This is a genomic window from Glycomyces luteolus (genome assembly GCF_027622875.1).
GTDB lineage: Bacteria > Actinomycetota > Actinomycetes > Mycobacteriales > Micromonosporaceae > Glycomyces > Glycomyces luteolus.
This window is the reverse complement of sequence record NZ_JAPZVP010000003.1, coordinates 40,944-64,519: the sequence shown is the minus strand read 5'-3', so window position 1 is coordinate 64,519 and position 23,576 is coordinate 40,944. Positions and strand designations below refer to the sequence as shown.

General features: G+C 70.0%; 20 protein-coding genes. 14 read left to right on the top strand and 6 right to left on the bottom strand.

The window, feature by feature from the left end; all coding sequences use genetic code 11:
* Positions 1–162: 162 nt before the first annotated feature.
* Positions 163–606: a GNAT family N-acetyltransferase gene (locus O1R50_RS04160; protein ID WP_270108617.1), complete on the bottom strand. Its 444-nt coding sequence runs from the start codon at positions 604–606 to the stop codon at positions 163–165.
* A gap of 34 nt (positions 607–640) precedes the next feature.
* Positions 641–1,447 (bottom strand): pyrroline-5-carboxylate reductase, encoded by an 807-nt coding sequence (gene proC, locus O1R50_RS04155; RefSeq protein ID WP_270108616.1) that lies wholly within the window; start codon positions 1,445–1,447, stop codon positions 641–643.
* A 154-nt stretch (positions 1,448–1,601) separates the two neighbouring features.
* On the opposite strand from proC, the gene O1R50_RS04150 reads away from it, so the two are divergent.
* From O1R50_RS04150 to O1R50_RS04125, 6 genes are all read left to right on the top strand, one after another.
* Positions 1,602–3,008, top strand: a complete 1,407-nt coding sequence (locus O1R50_RS04150; RefSeq protein ID WP_270108615.1) for a cytochrome ubiquinol oxidase subunit I — start codon at positions 1,602–1,604, stop codon at positions 3,006–3,008.
* Positions 3,009–3,030: 22 nt separating this feature from the next.
* Positions 3,031–4,026 carry a cytochrome d ubiquinol oxidase subunit II gene (cydB, locus tag O1R50_RS04145; protein WP_270108614.1) on the top strand — a complete coding sequence of 332 codons (996 nt, stop codon included), beginning with the start codon at positions 3,031–3,033 and terminating at the stop codon, positions 4,024–4,026.
* Positions 4,023–5,828, top strand: a complete 1,806-nt coding sequence (cydD, locus tag O1R50_RS04140) for a thiol reductant ABC exporter subunit CydD (protein ID WP_270108613.1) — start codon at positions 4,023–4,025, stop codon at positions 5,826–5,828. The genes cydB and cydD overlap by 4 nt, the downstream gene beginning before the upstream one ends.
* 100 nt (positions 5,829–5,928) lie before the next feature.
* Positions 5,929–7,623 carry a thiol reductant ABC exporter subunit CydC gene (gene cydC / locus O1R50_RS04135; protein WP_270108612.1) on the top strand — a complete coding sequence of 565 codons (1,695 nt, stop codon included), beginning with the start codon at positions 5,929–5,931 and terminating at the stop codon, positions 7,621–7,623.
* A gap of 111 nt (positions 7,624–7,734) precedes the next feature.
* Positions 7,735–8,376, top strand: a complete 642-nt coding sequence (locus tag O1R50_RS04130; RefSeq protein ID WP_270108611.1) for a 2'-5' RNA ligase family protein — start codon at positions 7,735–7,737, stop codon at positions 8,374–8,376.
* A gap of 324 nt (positions 8,377–8,700) precedes the next feature.
* On the top strand, positions 8,701–10,329 hold the full coding sequence (locus tag O1R50_RS04125) for a stealth family protein (protein ID WP_270108610.1): 1,629 nt from the start codon (positions 8,701–8,703) through the stop codon (positions 10,327–10,329).
* A 52-nt stretch (positions 10,330–10,381) separates the two neighbouring features.
* Here the strand turns inward: O1R50_RS04125 and O1R50_RS04120 are convergent, their stop codons facing one another.
* Entirely contained in the window at positions 10,382–12,457 is a 2,076-nt protein-coding gene (locus tag O1R50_RS04120; RefSeq protein ID WP_408612598.1) for a M3 family metallopeptidase, read from the bottom strand.
* A gap of 201 nt (positions 12,458–12,658) precedes the next feature.
* Between O1R50_RS04120 and O1R50_RS04115 the strand changes: the two genes are divergently transcribed.
* Positions 12,659–13,453: a metallophosphoesterase gene (locus O1R50_RS04115; RefSeq protein WP_270108608.1), complete on the top strand. Its 795-nt coding sequence runs from the start codon at positions 12,659–12,661 to the stop codon at positions 13,451–13,453.
* Positions 13,454–13,567: 114 nt separating this feature from the next.
* Here O1R50_RS04115 and O1R50_RS04110 read toward each other — a convergent pair whose 3' ends face one another.
* Entirely contained in the window at positions 13,568–13,822 is a 255-nt protein-coding gene (locus O1R50_RS04110; protein ID WP_270108607.1) for a hypothetical protein, read from the bottom strand.
* Positions 13,823–14,242: 420 nt separating this feature from the next.
* Between O1R50_RS04110 and O1R50_RS04105 the strand changes: the two genes are divergently transcribed.
* The 3 genes from O1R50_RS04105 to O1R50_RS04095 all read left to right on the top strand — a co-directional run bounded on the left by O1R50_RS04105 (position 14,243) and on the right by O1R50_RS04095 (position 17,176).
* Entirely contained in the window at positions 14,243–15,481 is a 1,239-nt protein-coding gene (locus O1R50_RS04105; RefSeq protein ID WP_333490251.1) for a helix-turn-helix domain-containing protein, read from the top strand.
* Positions 15,482–15,567: 86 nt separating this feature from the next.
* Complete coding sequence (locus tag O1R50_RS04100) at positions 15,568–16,392, top strand: Nif3-like dinuclear metal center hexameric protein (RefSeq protein ID WP_270108606.1); 825 nt, start codon at positions 15,568–15,570, stop codon at positions 16,390–16,392.
* Between the two features lies 1 nt (position 16,393).
* The gene (locus O1R50_RS04095; RefSeq protein WP_270108605.1) at positions 16,394–17,176 is read left to right on the top strand and encodes a zinc ribbon domain-containing protein; all 783 of its coding nucleotides are present in this window, start codon (positions 16,394–16,396) and stop codon (positions 17,174–17,176) included.
* A gap of 56 nt (positions 17,177–17,232) precedes the next feature.
* Here the strand turns inward: O1R50_RS04095 and trpD are convergent, their stop codons facing one another.
* Positions 17,233–18,294 carry an anthranilate phosphoribosyltransferase gene (gene trpD, locus O1R50_RS04090; RefSeq protein ID WP_270108604.1) on the bottom strand — a complete coding sequence of 354 codons (1,062 nt, stop codon included), beginning with the start codon at positions 18,292–18,294 and terminating at the stop codon, positions 17,233–17,235.
* A 22-nt stretch (positions 18,295–18,316) separates the two neighbouring features.
* Positions 18,317–18,676: a hypothetical protein gene (locus O1R50_RS04085; RefSeq protein WP_408612601.1), complete on the bottom strand. Its 360-nt coding sequence runs from the start codon at positions 18,674–18,676 to the stop codon at positions 18,317–18,319.
* Between the two features lie 264 nt (positions 18,677–18,940).
* On the opposite strand from O1R50_RS04085, the gene ctaE reads away from it, so the two are divergent.
* The 4 genes from ctaE to qcrB all read left to right on the top strand — a co-directional run bounded on the left by ctaE (position 18,941) and on the right by qcrB (position 23,233).
* Positions 18,941–19,555, top strand: coding sequence for an aa3-type cytochrome oxidase subunit III (gene ctaE / locus O1R50_RS04080; protein WP_270108602.1), 615 nt, complete (start codon positions 18,941–18,943; stop codon positions 19,553–19,555).
* Between the two features lie 173 nt (positions 19,556–19,728).
* Entirely contained in the window at positions 19,729–20,538 is an 810-nt protein-coding gene (gene qcrC, locus O1R50_RS04075) for a cytochrome bc1 complex diheme cytochrome c subunit (RefSeq protein ID WP_270108601.1), read from the top strand.
* Positions 20,535–21,650 carry a cytochrome bc1 complex Rieske iron-sulfur subunit gene (gene qcrA, locus O1R50_RS04070; RefSeq protein WP_270108600.1) on the top strand — a complete coding sequence of 372 codons (1,116 nt, stop codon included), beginning with the start codon at positions 20,535–20,537 and terminating at the stop codon, positions 21,648–21,650. The genes qcrC and qcrA overlap by 4 nt, the downstream gene beginning before the upstream one ends.
* A complete protein-coding gene (qcrB, locus tag O1R50_RS04065) occupies positions 21,647–23,233 on the top strand; it encodes a cytochrome bc1 complex cytochrome b subunit (RefSeq protein WP_270108598.1) in 1,587 nt (528 codons plus the stop codon). Before qcrA ends, qcrB begins: the two co-directional genes overlap by 4 nt.
* The last annotated feature ends 343 nt before the right edge of the window (positions 23,234–23,576 follow it).

The following is a 23,576-nucleotide window of genomic DNA, read 5'->3' as shown; positions in this document are numbered from 1 at the left end:
GGATCCCGCTCCCGGACTTTCACTCGAAAGAGTGAGCGAGAGTCCGGGGAGCTTGTCGGACCTGCTACGTACGGTTGTGCCCTGCCAAGTCACGGCTCGCAAGCTTCGCCGAGCCCGCGTTTCCGAGAGGAGATGTATTCGTCATTTCGGTCATGCTGGGTTTCATGTCGCGGGACGGCGCATCGTGATGTGCATGATGCCGTCCTCCTCGTACTCCTCGCCCTCTTCGGTGAAGCCGAACCTGCGGTAGAAGCCCGCCGCGTAGGTCTGCGCGCCGAGCGTCACCACCGCCTCCGGGCCCAGGAAATCCATCGCGGCACCGAACACCTTGGCGCTCAAGCCCGTACCGCGCGCGGGCAGCGCGCAGCAGACCCTCCCGATCTTCCAGCCGTCGCCGTCCCGCAGCACCCGCACGCACGCGACCGCCTCGGTCGGCGTCTCGCCCTCGACCCAGAAGTGCACGGTCTCGGCGTCCAGGTCGCAGTCGTCCAGATCCGGGTAGGCGCACGCCTGCTCGACCACGAACACCGCCTGCCGCAGCCGCGCCAGCGCGAACACCGTCGCGCCGTCCAGCTCGGCGAACTTCCCCCGCTTGATCCCGCTCATCTACACGCCTGCCCTTCCCGATGCGCTCCGCCGGCTACGCATATTCCTCCGCGATCTCCCGCGCCCGGTCCCGAGCGGCCTCGATCGCGTCGGTCACCGCCGAACGCGCCCGGTGATTCTCCAACTGCCGCACCGCACTGATGGTCGTGCCCGCGGGGGACTCCACGGCCTCCCGCAGCTCCACCGGCGAGGCGTCCGTCTCCCGCAGCATCCGGGCCGCGCCCAGCGCGGTCTGCGTGACCAGCTCCTTCGACACGGCCCGCGGCAGTCCCATGAGGACGCCCGCTTCGGTCATGGCCTCGGCCAGGTAGTAGAAGTACGCCGGTCCCGAGCCGGAGATCGCCGTGACCGCGTCCTGGTGCTTCTCGTCCACCACGAGCGTGCGCCCGAGCGGCTTGAACAGCTCCTCGACCGCGGCCAGGTGCGCCTCGCTGGCGTGCGTCCCGGGCGAGAGGACGGTCATCGCCTCGTCGACGAGCGCCGGCGTGTTCGGCATCGCCCGGATGACCGGGGTCGCGTCGGGCAGGCGCTTCTCGAAGAACGCCACCGGAAGCCCCGCGCAGATGCTCACGAGCGGCGTGCCGCCCTCGAACACCCCGGCCAGCTCCTCCAGGAGCGCCCCGGCGTCCTGCGGCTTCACCGCGACCACCACGACGTCGGCGTGCCGCACCGCCTCGGCGTTCGGCTCGACCCTGATCCCGTACGTCTCGCGCAGCTCGGCGGCGCGCTCGGCGCTGCGCGCCGTCGCCGTCACCGAGTCGCCCGACCAGCCGGCCCGCAGCAGGCCCGACACGATCGCCTGCCCCATCTTCCCCGCACCCAGCACCGCGACAGTCCGCATCAGTACCCCTCTCCCGTTCGACGGCCTCGGCAATTGTCCCTCGCGTTCCCCGAACCCGAAAAACCCGTGCACTCTCGCGTTTCAACCCGCTGAGACCAGTCGAAATGGCACGATAAGCGCACTCAGGCTCTCACGCGCGAACCATTGGGGCGATATGGACGTTCTCGACTTGGCCCGGATGCAGTTCGGAGTGACGACCGTCTACCACTTCCTCTTCGTACCCGTCACCATCGGCCTCTCGCTCCTCGTCGCGATCCTGCAGACCCTGTGGCGCACCACCCGCAAGACCTCCTACCTCCGCGCGACCAAGTTCTGGGGCAAGCTCTTCCTCATCAACATCGCCATGGGCGTCGTCACCGGCATCGTCCAGGAGTTCCAGTTCGGCATGAACTGGTCGGCCTACTCCCGGTTCGTCGGCGACGTCTTCGGCGCGCCGCTCGCGTTCGAGGCGCTGGTCGCGTTCTTCCTCGAGTCCACGTTCATCGGCGTGTGGATCTTCGGCTGGGACCGCCTCAAACCCTCCCTCCACCTCGCCTGCATCTGGCTCGTCGCCTTCGGGACCCTGGCCAGCGCCTACTTCATCCTCGCCGCCAACGCGTTCATGCAGAACCCGGTCGGCTACCAGCTCAACGAGACCGCCGGACGCGCCGAGCTCACCGACTTCAGCGCCGTGATCACCAATCCGGTGGCGCTCGCCGCCTTCCCGCACACGATCTTCGCCGCCTGGCTCACCGCGGGCACCATCGTCGTCGCCGTCTCCGGCTACCACTTCATGCACCGCCGCGACCTCGACGTGCACCGCCCGGCGATGCGACTGGGCATCCTCACCACGCTCGTGGGCGGCCTCGGCCTGATCCTCTCGGGCGACTCGCTCGGGAAGGTCATGACCGCGACGCAGCCGATGAAGATGGCCGCCGCCGAGGCGCTCTACCAGACCACGTACAACGCGCCGTTCTCCGTGCTCACCATCGGCACGCTCGACGGCAGCCACGGCACCCCGATCATCGAGATCCCGGGCCTGCTCTCGTATCTCGCCACCGGTTCGTTCAACGGCGAGGTGCAGGGCATCAACGACCTGAACGCCGAGTACCAGGCGCTGTACGGGCCCGGGCAGTACATGCCGTACATCCCGCTCACCTACTGGTCGTTCCGGGCGATGATCGGCTTCGGGATGCTCGCGGTCGCCATGGCCGTCATCGTCTGGTGGTTCACGCGCCGCGGCCGCCTGCCCCGGCACCGCCTGTTCTGGCCGGTCGCCATGTGGATGGCCGTGACCCCGTTCCTCGCCAACTCCGCCGGGTGGATCTTCACCGAGATGGGCCGCCAGCCGTGGGTGGTGTTCAGCCTCTACGAGACGAGCGAGGCGGTCTCGCCGCGCGTCGGGCTGCCCACCGTCGCCGTCTCGTTCATCGGCTTCACCCTCGTCTACCTGGTGCTCGCCGTCGTCGCTCTCAAGCTCTTCCTGAAGTACGCCAAGGCGGGCCCGCCGAGCGAGGAGGCCGCGCTCGCGGGCGTCGGCCCCTCGGACGACCCCGACAAGCCCATGGCCTTCGCCTACTGACCACCATCGACTGAGGACGCTCATGGAATTGACGACGATCTGGTTCACGGCCGTCGCGGTCCTGTTCACCGGGTACTTCATCCTGGAGGGCTTCGACTTCGGCGTCGGGACGCTGCTCCCGGTGCTGGGCCGCGACGACCGCGAGCGGCGGGCGCTGATCAACACGATCGGCCCGGTCTGGGACGGCAACGAAGTCTGGATCATCACCGCGGGCGGCGCCATGTTCGCGGCGTTCCCGCACTGGTACGCGAGCCTGTTCTCCGGGTTCTACCTGCTGCTCTTCGCGATCCTCCTCGGGCTCATCGTCCGCGGCGTCGCGTTCGAGTACCGCGGCAAGGGCGACACGGCCGAGTGGCGGCGCCGCTGGGACCGGTGCATCGTGTTCGGCTCGGTCGTGCCCGCGTTCCTGTGGGGCGTCGTGGTCGCGAACATCGTGCGCGGCGTCCCGCTCGACGCGGGCTTCGACTACACCGGCTCCGTCTGGGGCCTGCTCAACGGCTACGCGCTCCTCGGCGGCCTGACCACGCTGCTGCTCTTCACCACCCACGGCGCGTACTTCCTGCACCTCAAGACCTCCGGGGAGCTCTCCGAACGGGCCCGGACCCTCGGGCTCAAGCTCGGGGCCGCGACCGCGCTCCCCGCGCTGGCGTTCCTGATCTGGACGCAGGCCGCGCACGGGAACGGACTCACCTTGGCGCTCATCGCCCTCGCGGTGCTGGCGCTGCTGACGGGCCTCGCGCTCGACTACACGGGCCGCGGCGGCTGGGCGTTCGCGGCGACGGCGGTGACGATCGGCCTCGCCTCGACGGCCCTGTTCTGCGCGCTGTGGCCGAACGTGCTGCCGTCCACTTCTGACGTGGCGAACAGCCTCACCCGCGAGAACGCCGCCGCCACCGACAAGACCCTGGGGATCATGACCTGGGCCGCGGTGGTGTTCCTGCCGGTGGTCCTGCTCTACCAGGGCTGGTCGTACTGGGTCTTCCGCAAGCGCGTGAGCACGGAGAGCATCCCGGCATGACGACCCTCGCATCGAAACCCGCGAACCTCGACCGCCGCCTCCTGCACCGGGCGCGCGGCGCGACCCTCTTCATCGGCGTATGCGCCGCGCTCGGCATCGCCCGCACCGCGTGCGTCGTCGCCGGCGCCTGGCTCACCGCGAGCCTCATCGCGGGCGCGTTCGCCGGCGGCCAGAGCAACGGTTCCCTTGGGCCGCAACTGGTCGCGCTGGGCGCGGTCCTCGCCGTCCGGGCGCTGCTCGCCTCGGTGCAGGAAGCCGCCGCGCACCGCGCCAGCGCGGGCGTCAAATCCGGGCTGCGCCGCCAGGCGCTCCAGCAGCTCATGCGACTGCCATCGGGGAAGCGCCATACGGGTGAGACGGCGGCGCTGCTGGTGCGCGGGATCGACGCGCTGGACGGCTACTTCGCGCGCTACCTGCCGCAGCTGGTGCTCGCGGTGGTCGTGCCGGTGGGCGTCCTCGCGGTCATGCTCGCCGCCTACCCGCCCGCCGCGCTGATCGTCCTCGTCACGCTGCCGCTGATCCCGCTGTTCGGAGTCCTCATCGGCCTGTACACGCGCACCCGGGCGGAACGCCAATGGGAGTCCACGTCCCGTCTCGCGCACCACTTCGCCGACCTGGTGGCCGGGCTGCCGACGCTCAAGGCGTTCGGGCGGGCCGGGAAGCAGGTCGAGGCCATCGAGGTCACGACGGGCGCGTACCGCCGCCGGTCGATGGCGCTGCTGCGCGTGGCCTTCTGCTCGGCGCTGGTGCTCGAGCTCGCCGCGAGCCTGTCCGTGGCGGTCGTCGCGGTCACCGTGGGCGTCGACCTGGTCGACGGCGGCATGACCGGCGAGGCCGGGCTCCGGACCGCGCTGCTCGTCCTGATCCTCGCTCCTGAGGCCTACCTGCCGCTGCGCAATGCGGGCGCGCACTACCACGCCAGCGCCGAGGGCCTGGCCGCCGCCGAGCAGGTCTTCGCGATCCTCGCCGAGGCCCCGGAGGACGCGGAGGCCGAGCCGGAGCCGACCGCGCAGGGCGCGGGCGGGTTCGCGCAGTGGCTTGGGAAGCGAAGCGCCGCCCTCGCCGGCAAAGCCGGAGCAGCGGGCGTCGCGCAGCGGCATGGCAGACACGGCCCCACCGCGCTCACCACGTCCCCCGCCCTGTCGCACCCGCCTCTGGACCGTGCGCCCGCGATCATGTTCCGCCGCACCGTCTTCGCCTACCCGGGCCGACAACCGCTCCCCGAGCTGAGCCTGACGATTCCGGCCGGGCAGACCACGGTCCTCACCGCCAGGTCCGGGGCCGGGAAGTCGACGCTCATGGCGGCCCTCGTCGGATTCCGGCAGCCCGTCTCGGGCTCGATCGCGTTCGACGACACCGAACTGTCCGGCCTCGACCTCGCGGCGGTGCGCCGCTCGATCGCGTGGCTCCCGCAGCGGCCGGTCCTCATCGACGGCACGGTCGCCGAGAACGTGCGCCTCGCCGTCCCCGACAGCCGTGGCGGCGCTCGCGCTTCGGATCCCGCTGTGGCGAAGGCGATCGCCGCCGCGCACGCGCCCGCCGCGAACCGCACGGTCGCCGCCGACGGCTCCGGGCTCTCCGCCGGGGAGGCCGCCCGGGTCGGCCTGGCCCGCTTCCTGCTCCGCGTCGACCTCCTCGACCCGCCGGTGCTGCTCCTCGACGAGCCGACCGCGCACCTCGACGGCGACACCGAGCAGGCCGTCCTCGACTCGTTCGCCCCCTACCTCGCACAGCGAACCGTCCTGATCGCCTCCCACCGCTCCGCGGTGCGCGCGATCGCCGACAGGGAGGTGGACTGGTGACTTCCGCCCCCGGGTCAGAAACCGCACGCGGGAGCCCGGTTCGTGCGGCAAGCTCAACTGCTCTCCGGCTTACCGGCCGGGACAACGATCGGGAGGTCACGTGAAGCTGTCGCGCAACACGATCGCGTTGAGGCTCGGCCTCGGCGCGACCCTCGGCGCCCTCGCGCAGCTCTGCGCGCTGGCGCTCCTGGCCGTCTCCGGCTACCTCATCTCGCGCGCCTGGGAGCAGCCGCCGATCCTGTACCTGATGGTCGCGATCACCTCGGTGCGGCTGTTCGGCATCAGCCGCGGCCTGCTCCGCTACAGCGAACGCCTCGTCTCGCACGAGGCGGCCTTCCGCGGCCTGGAGCGGCTGCGGATCGCCGTGTGGCGCAAGCTCGTGCGCCTCGCGCCCGCCGGGGTCCCGGTGTGGCGCACCGGCGACCTCCAGGCCCGGCTCGTCGACGACGTGGACGGCGTGGGGGACCGGTGGCTGCGCGGCGCGCTGCCGCTCGCCTCCGCGATCATCGTGTCCGTCTGCGCGGTCGCCCTCCAAGCGACGCTCCTGCCCGCCGCCGGGGTCATCCTGGGCGCCAGCCTGCTCGCGGCCGCGCTCGTCGGCCCCGCGCTCGCCACCTGGTCCTCCCGGTACGCGGTGCGGGCCACCGCCCGCGAGCGCGGCGACCTCACCGAAGGCGTCCGCGCGTGCCTCCACGGCCGCGAAGAGCTCGTCGCCGCGGGCACCGACGCCGCCGCCCTGGAACGGGTCCTGGAAGGCGACGACCGGCTCCGCCGCGCCCACGCCCGCATCGCCTGGACCGGCGGCCTCGGGGAGGCCGCCGGTCTCCTCGCCCTCGCCGTCGCGCTCGTCGGCGCACTGTGGGCCGGCATCCCCGCGGTCGCCGCCGGGACCCTCGACGGCGTCCTCCTCGCCGTCGTCGCGCTCGTCCCGCTGGCCGCGTTCGAACCCGTGCTCGCACTGCCCGCCGCCGCCCAGCAGACCGCCGCCGCCAAAGCCTGCGACCGCCGCCTCCTCGAGATCACCTGGGCCGACGAACCGCGCCCCGACCCGGTCGAGCCCATGGAATACGAGCCGAACCCGCTCGGCGGGCCGCCCTACATCGAGATCAAGCGCCTCTCCGTGACCTGGCCCGGCGCCGAGACGCCCGCACTGCGCGGCTTCGACCTCACCGTCCAGCCCGGCGAGCGCGTCGCCATCATGGGCCCGTCCGGCTCCGGCAAGTCCACGCTCGCCGCCGCCCTCATGGGCTTCCTGCCCTATGAAGGGAGCCTCCGCTTCGGCGGCGTCGAACTCGCCGAGTACGACGGCGACGACCTCCGCCGCACCGTCGGCCTCTGCTCCCAGGACGCCCACGTCTTCGACACCACGCTCGCCGAGAACCTCCGCCTCGCCCGGCCCGCCGCCACCGACGAGGACCTCGCCCGCGCCCTCCGCTGGGCCGGCCTCCGCGACTGGCTCGAAGCCCTGCCCGACGGCCTTCAGACCCCCCTCGGCGAGCACGGCCGGGCCGTCTCCGGCGGCGAGCGCGGCCGCATCGCCCTCGCCCGCTGCCTCCTCGCCGACCGCGACGTGCTCGTCCTCGACGAACCCGACGCGCATCTCGACGCCGCCACCGCCGAACGCGTACTCCGCACCGCCGCCGCGGCTCTTGAAGGCAAGACCACCATCGTGATCACCCACCGGCCGCTCCCGGACGGCGTCGTCGACCGCGTCGTGCACCTGCGCGGCCCGGTCCCGACTCCCCGACGTGACGCGCCGGACAACCGACTATTCAGCGCGGCTCCTCCTGGGTAGACTCCCGAAACGGTGCCACCAGGACGCGTACTCCGTGCCGGTGGAAACGACCGACGGCGGCGCCCGCCCGGGCTCCCGCCGCACTCATCGCGCTAAGGCATTGATGCAGCCGTGAACACATCCGCACCCGCAACCGGACCGAAAGCCCCGAACTCGGGGCAGCGCTGGCCCGAGGGGTGGACCAAACTCCACGTGTACCTGACCGACCTCGACCAGGTCAAGGCGGTCGCCGAGTCCTACCGCGGGGTCATCGACCGGGCCGAAGGCGACCGGCACGTCCCGCTCGAATGGCTCCACGCCACCATCGCCTCCGTCGAATGCGACGCCGCGACGATCGACGACGCGACCCGCGAGAAGCTCATCAACCGACTCCGCGAGAAGACCGCCCAGATCAAGGCCTTCCCGCTCACCATCGGCCCGGCGCTCGCCGCGACCGGCGCGATCATGCTCGACACCTTCCCCGACACCGCGTTCCGGAGCCTCGTGGACGCCTGTGTGGACGCCGTCAACGAGATCGTCGAAGGCGACTACGGCCGCCCCTGCGGCGGTCCCGGGCACGTCTCGCTGTCCTACCGCTCCGCCGACGTCGAGGCCGACCCGCGCCGCGGCGCCATCCAGAACAAGCTCCGCGACGTTCGACCGGGTAGGACCGAAATCACCGTCAGTGGAGTGGATCTCGTCCGAGTCATCCAATCCGAGGACGCCTCCACGTACACCTGGGAACACATCGCGCGAATCCCCTTGGGGGAGTAGCGATCTCAATCTGTGAACGGGCGTCGCCGCGAGCGGCGCCCGTTGCGGTTGACGTCCCCGACGCGAATCTGACACGATGCTGTCACCGGCCTGTGGCCTACTGTTGGTAGCAGTGTCAATGTCCGGCCACGTGGCGTTCAGGCGTGGTCAGCGACGACCTGCCCGCGCCCGCCGGTCCCATCCCCGGTCCACCCCGGAACGGCGAAAGCCGTGAGTGTCAGGAGGTGTCGATTGTTCGCAGACAATGACCGTCGCATCGCAACCCGAGCGGCCGAATGCATCCCCCCGCTTCACGAAGCGGTGGAACTCACCGACCCCCGGCCCATGGAACCGCACAGCGCCCACGCGCGACCGAGTGCCAAGGCCCGCACCGAAGTCACCGAACCGTACGGCTACTTCTCCGACCTCGCCGCCGCCCATCTCCTCCACCAGGGCGAGATCCGCCCGGCCTACACGCTCGCCGAACCCACACCGCTCGAAGTCTGGCGCCGCAACCTCGAGATCGTCACCGCGATCCTCACCGCCGCCGGCGTCGACTCCTTCGCCGTGCCCGGCTTCAGCCTGACCCGGCCGGTGCTCGCCGTCAACGCCGCCGACCGCCAGCGCGTCCTCACCGCCCTCGCCATGCTCTGCGACTCCACCGGCGGACGCCTCGCCGCGCCCGAACCCGCTTTCCGCGAATCCGAGCTCGGCCTCAACCGTCCCCAGTGGGCCCGCCGCGCCGACATGGGCGACGTGCCGATGGTCCGCGCCTCCTGGCTCTGGACCGACGCCGCCCGCGAGCTCCTCTTCGGCGCCGACTACGGCTGCGACGTCGAGTTCTGGACGTCCACCGGCGACGGACACCTCCTGGCCCCCAGACACAACCGCATCAGTCCCGTCGTCCGCGACGACGGCGCCCGGGTCACCGCCCCCGGGCGCCTCTTCACGGCGCTGGCGGCCGGGCCGCGCGCGGGCCTGCCGCGCGTGTCGACGCGGCCGGAGTTCGCGCGGCCGGGGCTCGACCTGGTGGACTTCCCGATCGACGTGGTCTACACGTGGGTGGACGGCGCGGACCACGCCTGGCTGCGCCGCCGCGCCGAGGCCGACCAGTCGCCGTACCACGCCGAGTCCGCCAACGCGGCGCGCTTCCACGACCGCGAGGAGCTGCGGTTCTCGCTGCGGTCCCTGCACTTGAACGCGCCTTGGGTGCGGCACGTGTACCTGGTGACCGACCAGCAGCGACCGCACTGGCTCGACGCGGACGCCCCGGGGATCACGGTGGTGGACCACCGCGACCTGTTCGACGACCCGGACTGCCTGCCCACCTTCAACTCGCACGCGATCGAGACGCAGCTGCACCGCATCGAGGGGCTCTCGGAGCACTTCCTGTACTTCAACGACGACATGTTCGTCGGGAAGCCGCTCGACCCGCGGCTGTTCTTCGAGCCGAGCGGGATCGCGCGGTTCTTCCCGGCGCAGACGTTCATCGGGATGGACCCGGTGAGCACGGCCGACTCGCCGCCGAACGCGGCGTTCAAGAACGACCGGGCGCTGCTGGAGCGGGCGTTCGGGCGGACCATCTCGCGGATGATGAAGCACGTGCCGTACCCGTTGCAGCGCAGCGTGCTCGCCGAGGTCGAGAAGGAGTTCTCGGAGGACCTGACGCGCACCGCCCGGAGCTCGTTCCGGAACGTCACGGACGTCTCGACGGTGACCCTGCAGCACTACTACGCGTCCTTCACCGGCCGCGCGGTGGCGGGCGAGGCCCAGGACGCGTACGTGGAGCTGGGGATGCCCGACGTGGCCGAGCGGTTGGAGCTCCTGCTGGAGCGGCGCGACCGGGACACGTTCTGCATCAACGACGCCGGGCTCCCCGAGGACCTCGCGGACGAGCGCTCGGCGATGATGCGGCGCTTCCTCGAGTCGTACTTCCCGGTGCCCTCACCGTGGGAGAAGGCCATGGCGCTGTAGGCGAACAAACCCGCACGACCTCGGGGGAAGTCGTGCGGGCCTTTTCGTCTGCCTACTTCAGGCCCCTGCGCTCCAGCAGCGGTTCGATCTCGGCGTCCCTGCCTCGGAAGCGGCGGTAGGACTCCATCGGGTCGATCGAGCCGCCCTTGCTGAGCAGCGTGGCACGGAAGTGGTCGCCGTTCTCGCGGGTGAGGCCGCCGTTCTCCTTGAACCACTCCACCGTGTCGGCGTCGAGGATCTCCGACCAGATGTAGGAGTAGTACCCGGCGGCGTAGCCGATCGAGATGTGCGCGAAGTAGCCCGAGCGGTAGCGCGGGGCGATCTCCGGCAAGTAGATCCCGGCGTCCTCAAGAGCCTTGCGCTCGAAGGCCTCCACGACCGCGTGCGGGTCGTCGCCGCCGTCGGGCACGTCCTCGGGGGTGAGCCGGTGCCAGGCCTGGTCGAGCAGCGCCGCACCGAGGTACTCGGTGGACGCGAAGCCCTCGCCGAACTTGCCTGCGGCCTTCCACTGCGCGATCAGCTCGGCCGGGGCGGGCTCGCCGGTCTCGTAGTGGCGCATGTAGTTCGCGGTGACCTCCGGCCAGTCCTCCCACATCTCGTTGACCTGCGACGGGTACTCGACGAAGTCGCGCGGCGTCGAGGTCATCGAGGTCTTCGGGTAGCGGCAGGCCGAGAGCAGCCCGTGGAGGGCGTGCCCGAACTCGTGGAACAGCGTCGTCACGTTGTCGACGGTGACGAGCGCCGGCTGCCCCTCGGAGGGCTTGACCACGTTGAGGTTGTTCACCACGACCGGTCTGTCGCCCGTGAGGTCGGACTGGACGACGAGCGGGTTCATCCACGCGCCGCCCTTCTTCGAGTCGCGCGTGAAGAAGTCGCCCACGAACAGCCCCAGCGGCTCGCCGCTGTCGAAGACCTCCCACACCGTGGCCTCCGGGTGGTACCCGGCGAGGTCCTTGCGTTCTTCGAAGGTGAGGCCGAACTCCTGCTCGGCGGCGTAGAAGACCCCGTCCACGAGCACGCGGTCGAGTTCGAGGTACGGCTTGAGCGCTTCGGCGTCGAAGCCGTACTTGGCCTGGCGCACCTGCTTGGCGTAGAACGACCAGTCCCACGCGGCGAGCTGGAAGCCGTCGCCGTCGGCGTCGATGACCTCCTGCAGCTCGGCGGCCTCGCGGCGCGCGTTGCGCACCGAGGCCTCGGCGAGCCCGGCGAGGCGCTCGCCGATGATCCCGGCGTTCCCGGCGGTCTGGTCCGCGGCGATGTACGCGGCGAAGTGCTCGAAGCCGAGCAGCCGCGCCTTCTCGGCGCGCAGCCGCACCATCCGCAGCAGCGTCTCGGCGTTCCCGGCGCCGCGCCCGATCGTGGCCTTGTACAGCCGCTCCCGCAGGCCCCGGTCCTTCAGGTCCTCCAGGAGCGGGTGGCGCGAGAAGTTCGACTGCGTGATGAGCCAGCCGTCGAGGCCGCGCTCCTTCGCGGCCGCCGCGGCGGCCCCGATCTGGTCCTCCCCGAGCCCGTCGAGCTCGGCGCGGTCCGTGACGTGCACGGCCGCGTCGTTGATGTCGGTGAGGATCTGCTGGTTGAACTTGGAGGCGAGCTCGGCCAGCTCGGTGTTGATCGCCGAGAGCCGCTCTTTGCCGTCCGCGTCGAGCGCGGCGCCGCCGCGCACGAACTCGGTCCGGTACCGCTCGAGCAGCCGCTCGTCCTGCTCGTCGAGACCCAGCTTGTCCCGCTGCTCCCAGAGCGCCTCGATGCGCGCGAACAGCGCCGCGTTGAGCAGGATCTTGTCCGCGTGCGCGGCGAGCTTGGGGCTGATCTCGGACTCGATCGCGTTCAGGTCGTCGTCGGTGTCCGAGGAGAGCTTGTTGAAGAACACCAGGGCGACCCGCTTGAGCGTGCCGAGACCGGACCGCTCCAGCGCCACGACCGTGTTCGCGAACGTCGGCTCCTCGCCGTTCCCGGCGATCGCATCGACGGCCTTGAGCTGCTCGGCCATGCCCTGCTCGAACGCGGGCAGGTAGTGCTCGGTCGCGACCGCCGCGAACGGCGGGAGCTGGTAGGGGAGTTCGGAAGGGGACAGGAACGGGTTCTCGGTCACGGAGGCTCCTCGCTGCGGTCGGACCGGCGCTGGCATCAGCGGCGGGCGGGCCGGCTTCGCCGGCTCGCCGGCAAGGCCGCCGACGGTGCTGCCCAAAATGGCGGTGGCCGAATCCTATTCTGGGCCCTTGCCGGTCGGCAAGCGCAATGGGGCGGGCGACCCGCGGCGGATGCGGCCGGAGCAGAGAGCGGCCCGCAACTTCACCGAAGGGGTCCGCGCCGGATTAATATCGAGCCCATGTCTGATACCAGTCCGCTGTTCGTGGCCAGCGACATCCACGGCCACTACGACGCGCTCGTCGAGTCGCTGCGAGGTCACGGACTGGTGGACGAGAACGCCGAATGGGCGGGCGGCCCCGCTCGATTGTGGATTCTCGGGGACCTGTTCGACCGCGGCGAGGAGGGCGTGGCCGTCGTGCGGCTGCTGCGCAAGCTCGCGGACCAGGCGGCCGCCGAGGGCGGGCACGTCGACACGCTCATCGGCAACCACGAGGTGCTGCTGCTCGGCTCGCGCCGCTTCGGCGACGTGTCCTTCACCGACGTCGACGGCCAGGACCGGCAGTTCCTGCACTGGTGGGTCCTCAACGGCGGCTTCGAGGACGAGCTCGGCGACCTCACCGACGACGAGGTGAAGTGGCTCGAGACCCGGCGCGTGCTCCACGTCGCGAGCGACGTCCTCCTCGTGCACGCCGACACCGAGTCGTATCTCGCCTACGGCCGCAGCGAAGAGGCGGTGAACTCGGCTGTCCGCAAGATCATGGCCGCGGACGAGCCGGAGGAGTGGTGGCAGCTGTTCCGCGAGCTGACCCGCCGCCACGAGTTCATGGGCCCCGACGGGCCCGCGCGGGTGCGCGGGATGCTCCGCTCGTTCGGCGGCGAGGAGCTCGTGCACGGCCATTCAACGATCCCGGATACGACCGAGCTGGAGCCGAGCCAGGTCACGCAGGCCCGCCGCTACTGCGACGGACTCGTGCTCAACGTCGACGGCGGCGTCTACCAGGGCGGCAAGTGCCTGGTGGTCCGCCTCAACTGATCCAGACCGCGACGCGGCGGCCGCCTGGTGGAGCGGCCGCCGCTGTCCGTGCCCGGCCTTCGGGGAGAGCGGTGCCCGCGGGCCGGGAGGCGCCGATGGCCCGCGGGTCCGTTCTCAGTCGTCGCCCTGCTGCCCGAAGTAGTAGACGGGGGTGACCGGCGGGGCCGATACGGCCCGGCCGCGCGACTCCACCCAGAGGGTCGCGGCGACCGCCGCGGCGATGCCCGTCGTCACCCACCCGGCGAGCGGAGAGAAGGCGATCGCGTAGCCCAGCGCGGAAGCCGCCGCGGTGGCGATGGCGGCCGTCAAGAAGGCCCTGCGGAAGGCGCGTCGATGTTCGCGACGCGCGACGACTCGGTTGTGTCTCATATCTGACACAACGAGGGAGGCCCTTGAATCGACACGTTGCATGTGCAGATTTCCCGCGAACGGGCGACCGAAACCCGGCATAACCCCTGATAACCGGCTACTACGCGCTGCAGCCGAGTAACACTGTAAGCGTCTTCAAGCGCAGCGTGATATTGGCAGCTGGCGGCCGTTGTGCCGGAAGGTAAAAGACGGTAAACAGTTAGTGTCGGAACGCCAAAGGCGACAGACCCGGAGTCTCCAAAGGGCACGGCCCCCAAAGGACACCGGGCCCGTGCGGGTCAAGACAACCGAGCACAGCTGACAAGCGCAGGCGCTCCGACGAGGCGGCCGTGACTCATGGCCGGAGGAACGGCCGCCACACCGAACACCGAACGACACGGCCATCCGCATCCAACTCCTATATAGACGGTGGGGTCTGACATGGAGTCCGAAACACAACCGATGGGACGGCGCGTCGCCTATTGGCGACAACGCCGAGGCATGTCCCAGCAAGTCTTCGCCGACCGCATCGGCAAGTCCAAGAGCTGGGTCGACAAGATCGAACGCGGCGTCCGCCGCCTCGACAAGTACTCGGTCATCACCGAACTCGCCGAAGCCCTCAGCATCGACGCCGGGCAGCTGCTCGGCCGCGAACCCCGACGGCGCCCCGGCCTCGGCGGCTGCCTCGACCAGGTCGAAGTCGAATCCATCCGGCAATCGCTCGAACGCTACGAACGCCTCGGACGCTTCCTCGAAGCCGCACCGATCGAATCCACCCCGATCCCCGAACTCCGCGGATCCGTCAACTACTGCTGGCTCGCCTTCGAGAAGGGCCACTACCCGGTCGTCGCCCGCTCGCTCATCCAGCTCCTGCGCGACACTCCCGTCGCCGAAGACCGCCCCGTCGGCGGGAGCAGCGCCGACGCCGCCGAACTCATGACGCAGGTCTACCAGATCGCCTCGACCGTGCTCCGCAAACTCGGTGAGGCCCAACTCGCCTGGCTCGCCGCCGACCGCGCCATCTCCGCCGCCAACCGCGGCAACGACCCGCTCCTCGCCGGCATCGCCACGACACGGGTCGCCAACGCGCTCAGGGCACTCGGGCGCCACCAGGCCGCACTCGACCTCAACGTCCAAGTCGCCCACGGCCTCATCTCAGAGTTCGGCGGCGAGAACTCCACCCCTGCCCAGATCAGCGTCTACGGCGCCCTCCTCCTCCAAGGCGCCATGGCCGCCGCCCTCGCCGGCGACGGCACCACCAGCGGCGACCTGCTCGACAGCGCCTCGCGCGCCGCCAACATCCTCGGCCGCGACGCCAACTACTACTACACGTCCTTCGGTCCGACCAATGTCATGGTCCACCGCGCCGCCGCGTTCGTCGAACTCGGCGAAGGCGGCGACGCCCTCGCCGTCCACGACCGCATCCCGCCCGCCGCCTTGGCCGATCTCGTGGCCGAGCGGCGCGCGCACCACCACCTCGACATGACGCGCGCGTGCGTCCAGGTGGGGGACATGGAACGGGCCAGCCGCCACCTCGTGACGGCCGACCGCCACGCCCCGGCCGAGGTGCGCTGCCGCCCGGTCGCGATCGAGCTCATCGATCAGATCCTGCATCGCACCAAGGGCGAACCGGCCCAAGACCTGCGCCGCCTCGCCGAGGAGGTCGGCGCCCTGAACTAGTCGCCATCGGCTGCACCGGCAAGGTGCGTTGGACGGTGTCCGGAGCCAAGCTGCTCGAGCTCCGGGCACCGCCCTAAACTGCAAAGATGCGCACGCTCAGCGAGATCACCGCTGCACTCGACGACCTGTACCCGCGTCGCTGGGCCGAGGACTGGGACCGGGTCGGACTCGTCTGCGGCCGCGGCGGCAACTCCGTCCGCAGAATCCTCTGCGTCGTGGACGTCGTGCCCGCCACCGTCATCGAAGCCATCGAGAACGACTGCGACCTCATCGTCGCCCACCACCCCCTCCTCCTGCGCGGCGTCTCCAGCCTCGACCCCGCCGCCGACTACAAGGGCGACCTCGTCCACACCCTCATCGAGTCCGGCATGGGCCTCTACGTCGCCCACACCAACGCCGACGTCGCGAACCCCGGGGTCTCCGACGCCCTCGCCGACCGGCTCGGTCTCGTCGACCTCAGGCCCCTGCGGCCGCTCACCGACGCCGAGCACCACGGCTCCGGCCGCGGCATCGGCCGCATCGGGCGCCTCCCCGCCCCGCTCACCCTCGGCGCGCTCCTCGAACGCGCCGCGAAGGCCCTCCCTTCGACGGTCAGCGGCGTCCGCGCCGCGGGCGACCCCGACCGGCAGGTCAGCACCGTCGCCGTCTGCGGCGGCGCCGGCGACTCCTACCTCGCCGACGCCCTCGCGGCGGGCGCCAACGCCTATCTGACCGCCGATCTCCGCCACCATCCGGCGAGCGAGCACCTCGCCCGGAGCGGCCCGGCCCTCATCGACGCCGCCCACTGGGCCACCGAGCGACCGTGGCTCGATATCGTTGCCGAGCAACTGTCCCGTCTGGTCGACGACGTCCTCGTCTCCGACCTCGACACCGATCCGTGGACCATCCATCAGAAAACCGGGGTGAACTAGGTTGAAAGCCGACCTTTTCGATCAGCGCCGACTGCTCGAACTCCAGGCGGTCGACACCCAGCTCACCCAGCTGGGCCAGCGCCGCAAGAAGCTCGACGCCGACCCGGCCTACGCCACGGCCGTCCAGCGCCAGCGCGCCCTCGCCGACAAGGCCGCGAACCTCACGGGCGACCTCGCCGACCTCGACCGCGACATCGAACGCGTCGAACGCGAGGTCGAGCTCGTCACCAAACGCGCCGAAAACGACCGCGCCCGCATGGCGTCCGGCGCCGCCACCGCGAAGGAACTCGAAGGGCTGCAGAGCGAACTCGAGTCCCTCGCCCGGCGCCAGGGCAGCCTCGAAGACGACGAGCTCGAGCTCATGGAGCGCCGCGAAGGCCTCGAAGCCGAGCTCACCGACATCCGCCGCCAGGTCGAGGAGTCGCGCCAGGTCCTCGCCGACGCCGAGGCCGACCGCGGCCGCCAGCTCGGGGAGATCGACGCCGAGACCGCCGACGCGACCTCCACGCGCGAGGCGCTCGTCATCAACATCCCCGACCGGCTCGTGGAGCTCTACGAGCGCATCCACGCGAAGCAGCCCATCGCCGCCGCCGAACTCGTCGGCCGCCGGTGCGGCTCCTGCCGGCTCGAGAAGTCCCCGGCCGACATGATCCCGATCAAGTCCGCCCCGATCGACGAGGTCATCCGCTGCGAGGAATGCGGCTGCGTCCTCATCAGAACCGAACTGCCGCAATCCAAGCCGACCTCGCTCCCCTCCGAGGGCGAGCTCAAGAAGTACACGTAGCCGGACACGCGAAAAGGCGGGAGGCGCAATGCGCCCCCCGCCCTTGACGTTTCGCGTTACTGCTTGCTGAACTCGGCCCAGCGCTCGATCAGCTCGGTCGCCTTGCCCTCGTCGATGGCCTTCGCCGCCAGGACGAGGTTCGACTCCAGCAGGCCCTTGCGGGTCTTCACGTCATGCAGATCGACGCCATCGATCAGGCCCTGCCGCGACGCCAGGGCCGCCGCCGCGTTGATGAGCACCGCGTCCCGCACCGGTCGGTTCCCGCCCGCGAACACCTCGCGCGCCACCGCCGTGTTGAACACGATGTCGCCGCCGCGAAGCGCCTCCGGCCCGGCCTGCATCAGGCCGAACTCCTCGATGTCGATCGAGCCCTGCGAGACCCGCCCGCCCGACACCACCCACTCGGAGGTCGTCGCCGAGGTCGAGATCTCGTCCAGGCCGTCGTCGCCGCGCACCACGAACACCGAAGCGCCCCGCGCCGCGAACACCTGCGCCATGAGCGGCGCCTTCACCGGGTCCGCGCAGCCGATCAGGCCCGCCGCCGGCTGACCCGGGTTCGTCAGCGGCCCGAGCAGGTTGAACACCGTCGGAATACCCAGCGCGGCCCGCACCGGGCCCGCATGCCGCATCCCCGGGTGGAACGTCCGCGCGAACGCGAAGCCGATGCCGATCTCGCGCACCGAGGCCTCCACCCGCTCGGCCGTGGCCTCCAGGTCCACGCCCAGCGCCTCCAGCAGGTCCGCCGAACCCACGCTCGACGACGCCGAACGGTTACCGTGCTTGATCACCGGCACACCCGACGCGGCGACCACGATCGCCGCCATCGTCGAGATGTTCACCGAGTTCGACCCGTCGCCGCCGGTCCCCACGATGTCCACCGCGACGCCCAGGTCCGACAGGTCCAGACGCGTCGTCTCCGCCAGCATCCGGCCCGCGATCGCCCCGATCTCCTCGGGCGTCTCACCCTTTGAGCGCAGCAGCACCGCGAACGCCGCCAACTGCGCCGGATCGGCGTTCCCCGCCATGATCTGGGCCATCGCCCAGTCCGCGCTGGCCTCATCGAGATGGTCGCCGTTCGAAAGGCGGCCGAGAACGTCAGGCCAGGTCGCACTAGACATAAGGACTCCTGAAAAGGGGAGGTCAGGCGGCGCGCTGCGCCGGCGCCACGCCTTCTGCGCGGCTGACCAGCAAGTCTACAACCGTCTGCCCGGTTGTCACGGGGTTAAGGGGGTGCATGAGCACCGCATCCGCCCGCGACCACGCCGCCAGCCACCGGTCCGCGGCACGAGCCACCACGACGGCCAGCGTCGGCGGCTCGTCGAACTCGTCCCGCAGCTGCCGGGCGATCCCCAGCCCGCCCGCGGGCTGCGCCTCGCCGTCGAGCAGCACCAGGTCCACGGCGTACTTGTCGATCAGCGACACCGCCTCGTCGTACTCGCTCGCGACGGCGTACTCGATCTTCACCCCCTCCACCGGCTCCTCGCCGATCGCCGAGCGCATCTGCTCGATGACCGCGGGTCGATGGCTGTACAGCAGGACCGCGTACTCAGACGTTGAGGTAGTCACGCCTCGCATATTAAACCGGCCACACTGAAATGGGAAGACCGGCGCGGCCACTTCCCCCGAACCGAGTGCCCACATTGGCCGAACCTGGAATGACCTGGGCACTTGATGTGAGAAGCCTGGGAGCCTACAACCGCTCGACACGCGCGAAAAACACACCCCATGCGCAGCTTGGGCCCGCCGGACCGTAATAATGTGCGCGTGACTGCCGCCGAAGCAACTATCGACCCCAGCCGTATCCACTCACTGACGCGGCCCAACGTCGTCAGTGTCGGCACCATCGTGTGGTTGAGCAGCGAACTGATGTTCTTTGCGGGCCTGTTCGCGATGTACTTCTCCATCCAGGCCGCCGCCCCCGCGATGTACGAGGCCGGATACGAGCACCTGACGATCCCGTACGCGCTGGTGTTCACCGTGATCCTCGTGGCCTCCTCGATCACCTGCCAGCTGGGCGTCTTCGCCGCCGAGCGTGGCGACGTGTACAAGCTGCGGCTCTGGTTCGCGGTCACGTTCGTGATGGGGCTCGTCTTCGTCCTGGGCCAGGTGAACGAGTACCGGAACCTGGTCACCGAAGGCCACTCGATCTCGGCCGACGGCTACTGGACGATGTTCTACCTGACGACCGGCTTCCACGGTCTCCACGTGACCGGCGGCCTCGTCGCCTTCATCGTCTACCTCATCCGCACGACGATGGGGCGCTTCAACCCCGCCCAGGCCACCGCGTCCATCGTGGTGTCCTACTACTGGCACTTCGTCGACGTGGTCTGGATCGCGCTCTTCGCCGTGATCTACTTCCTTCCGATGGCCCAGTACTGAAACACCCCGGCCGGTTCGCCTGTGAACTGACCCGAAGCAAGTCAGGCTCCGGCCCCGCCGGAGCCGCATCCGAGAAATGCGACGGCCGCCGCCCGGAGGCGGCCGCCGGCCGAACCGGGACCGAACAGGGCCCCGTCCGGTCCGAGAGCTAGATAAAAGGTGAGGCAACAACCGTGGCTGCATCAGCGAAACGCCGGCGAGGCTGGCGCAAGCGCCTCGGCGCGCTGGCCAGGTTCACCGGCGCACTGGTCATCGTCGGAGGGCTCTACTCGGCGTTCTCCCCGAGCCTGTACGCCCAGGAGTCCGAGGCCAACGCGATCGACTCCGAGGCCGTCAAGGGCCAGGAACTCTACGACACCAGCTGCATCACCTGCCACGGCGATAACGGCGAAGGCGTCGAAGGGCGCGGACCGAGCCTCATCGGCGTCGGCTCCGCCGCCGTCGAGTTCCAGGTGAACACCGGCCGCATGCCGATGGCCGCGCAGGGCGCTCAGGCCCCCAGCACGAACTACCCGGTCTTCACCGAAGAAGAGGCCGCGTGGCTCGGGGCCTACATCGAGTACCTCGGCGGCGGCGCCGGGACCCCCGACGACCTCGACGCGATGGTCGAGGATGCCGACGTGGCCGCGGGCGGCGAGCTCTACCGCGTCAACTGCTCCTCCTGCCACGGCTACGCCGGCGGCGGCGGCGCCCTCTCCTCAGGTGCGCACGCCCCCTCCCTGGAGGGCGTCAGCAACGACGAGATCTACCAGGCGATGCTCACCGGCCCGCAGAACATGCCGGTCTTCGCCGACAACGAGCTCACCCCCGAGCAGAAGGCCGAACTCATCGCCTACGTCCAGTACCTCGTGAACGAGGACAGGGACCCGGGCGGGGTGTTCACTCTCGGCCGTTTCGGACCGGCCACCGAAGGACTGGCCATCTTCCTGGTCGGCATGACCGCGCTCCTGCTGACCACGCTCTGGATTGCAGGTAAATCGTGAGTGCCCACAACGACAGCAACCCGCCCGAACCGGTGGACCTGAGCAACCCGAAGCTCAGCCGCTTCGAGGTCTACAAAGAGGGCCTGCGTCGCGACGACATCGAGATCATTCACTACGAGCCGCGTTTCGCGAAGCCGGGGACCAAAGCCGAGAAGCGCATGGAGCGCATCGTCAGCGGCCTGTTCCTGTTCTCCGGCCTCTTCGCGACCGCGTTCGTGGCGGCCTACATCTGGTGGCCCTGGGAGTACGAGGGCGCGGCCACCTGGCGCGACCTCCAGACCTGGTACACGCCGGTGCTCGGCACCACGCTCGGACTCTCGCTGCTGTTCTTCGCCGTCGGCGTGCTCACCTGGGCGAAGAAGCTGCTCCCGGTCGAGGAGCTGATCCAGGACCGCCACGACGGCGGCTCGTCTTCGGACGACCGCAAGATCGCCGAGGCGACCGTGGACAACATGGTCGAGGACATGGGCCTCAAGCGCCGGCCGTTCCTGGTGAAGGCCGCCCTCCTGGGCGCCGCGCCGCTCGGCCTGGCCGCGATCGCCCCGCTGGGCGCGCTCATCAAGGACCCGGGCGACATGCTCACCGTCACCGGCTGGAACGCCGAGAAGCACAACGACGGCGAGCCGATCCGCTTCATGATGAAGGACGGCGCCCTGGTGCGCCCCGACATGGTCTCCGTCGGTGGTCAGATCACCGTCTACCCGGCGATCGACCACGGCGCGACCAACCAGCACCCGACCTCGCCGGTGCTGCTGATCCACCTGCGCGACGCCGACGCCGAAGTCCTGCGGGGGAACCTGTACCCGATGTACCAGGACGTCGACGCGCTCTGGGGCAACTTCGTGGCCTATTCGAAGATCTGCACCCACGTCGGCTGCCCGACCAGCCTCTACGAGCAGCAGAGCCAGCGGCTGCTGTGCCCGTGCCACCAGTCGCAGTTCAACGTGGTCGACAACGCCGCCCCCGTCTTCGGCCCGGCCACCCGGCACCTGCCGATGCTGCCGTTCACCGTCGACGAGGAAGGCTTCTTCATCGCGAAGTCGGACTTCCTGGTGCCCCCGGGGCCGGCGTTCTGGAACCGCCCGTCCCTCCCCGAGGAGGATGAGAAGTGAAACGCCGCAAAGGCACGAGCGACAGCCTGCTGACCAAGGCAGGCGGCGAGCTCGACGACCGGTTCAAGCTCGCGCTCCCGGCCCGGATCCTGTTCAACAAGGTCTTCCCGGACCACTGGTCCTTCCTCCTGGGCGAGATCGCGCTGTTCTCGTTCATCCTGCTGCTGCTCTCGGGCACCTTCCTCGCGCTGTTCTTCGAGCCGTCGATGGTCGAGGTGACCTACAACGGCGTGTACGTGCCGCTGCAGGGCGTCGAGATGTCGCAGGCCTACCACTCGGCCCTGGACCTCTCGTTCGAGGTGCGCGGCGGCCTCTTCATGCGCCAGCTGCACCACTGGTCGACGCTGCTGTTCATGGCCTCGATCCTGGTCCACATGCTCCGGATCTTCTTCACCGGCGCGTTCCGCGCGCCGCGCGAGACGAACTGGATGATCGGCATCGTGCTGTTCTGGCTCGGCTTCTTCGAGGGCTTCTTCGGCTACTCGCTGCCGGACGACGGCCTCTCGGGCACCGGCCTCCGCATCATGGAGGGCATGACCGAGTCGATCCCGTTCATCGGTCCCTGGGCCTCGGCGGCGCTGTTCGGCGGCCAGTTCCCGGGCACCAGCGTGATCTCGATGCTCTACATCATCCACGTCTTCGTGTTCCCGCTGCTGATCCTGGCGCTGATCACGGTCCACATCGGGCTCGTATTCGCGCAGAAGCACACGCAGTGGCCCGGCCCGGGCCGCACCGAGCACAACGTGGTCGGCTTCCGGATGTTCCCGAACTACGTCATGAAGCAGGTCGGCTTCATGCTGTTCATCTGGGGCGTCCTCGGGGCGATGGCGGGCCTGTTCCAGATCAACCCGATCTGGCTCTTCGGCCCCTACGAGGTCTCGGTCGTCTCCTCGGCCTCGCAGCCCGACTTCTACGTCATGTACCTGGACGGCCTGATCCGCCTGTTCCCCGCGTGGGAACTGCGCATCCCGCCGTACTTCACGCTGCCGCCGGTGTTCTGGCCGGGCATCGTGGGCATGGGCCTCTCCGTCATGCTGCCGCTGCTGTACCCGGCGCTGGAGCGGCGGTTCACGAAGGACCGCGGGCACCACAACCTGCTGCAGCGTCCCCGCGACAACGCGGGCCGCACCAGCCTCGGCGTCATGGTCGTGGTCTTCTGGATCATCGGCGTGATCTCCGGCGGCAACGACGTGTTCGCCGAGCAGTTCGACATCAGCCTGAACGCCATGACCTGGGCGGGCCGCATCGGACTCGTGGTCATGCCGATCATCGCGTACTACGTGACGTACCGGATCTGCCTGGGCCTGCAGCAGCACGACCGCGAGGTCCTCGCGCACGGCCTGGAGACGGGCATCCTGATGCGCGACCCGAACGGCCGCTTCTACGAGGTGCACCAGCCGCTGGCCGAGCCGGACGAGCACGGCCACACCGAGCTGGAGTACAACGGCTGGGTGGTGCCGAAGAAGATGAACCGCATCGGCGCGCTGCCGCCCGCCGACAAGGGCTTCTTCAAGTCGATCGAGGAGCCGTCGGAGGACGGCCGCGCCGAGCGGCGCGACGAGATCGAGTCGGGCAAGCACTAAGCGATTGCAAAGCGGGGCCGCACCGGAAGGTGCGGCCCCGCTTTGCTTTGCGTGTGCGTGTGATGCCTATGCGGGCGCGGTGTGAGGCCGGATTTGGATCGGGCAGCGACGAAGCGGTGGTGGGTTGGGCGGGGACTCGATTCGGCTGCGAGGTGCGAGCCGTGCGGAGTTCAAGCGGGCAGCGACAAAGGGGCGGTAGTCGGTCGGGGCGTGCCCTGTGGCCGCCTGGCAGCGTGTCGGCGCGAGCGGCGAAGGCCGGAGGATTCGTCGGTTCGCGTTGCCGCCCAGGCAGGTCGGGCACTCCCTGTGAGTGTCCCTCATGGAATGTTCACTCCATTGGGTG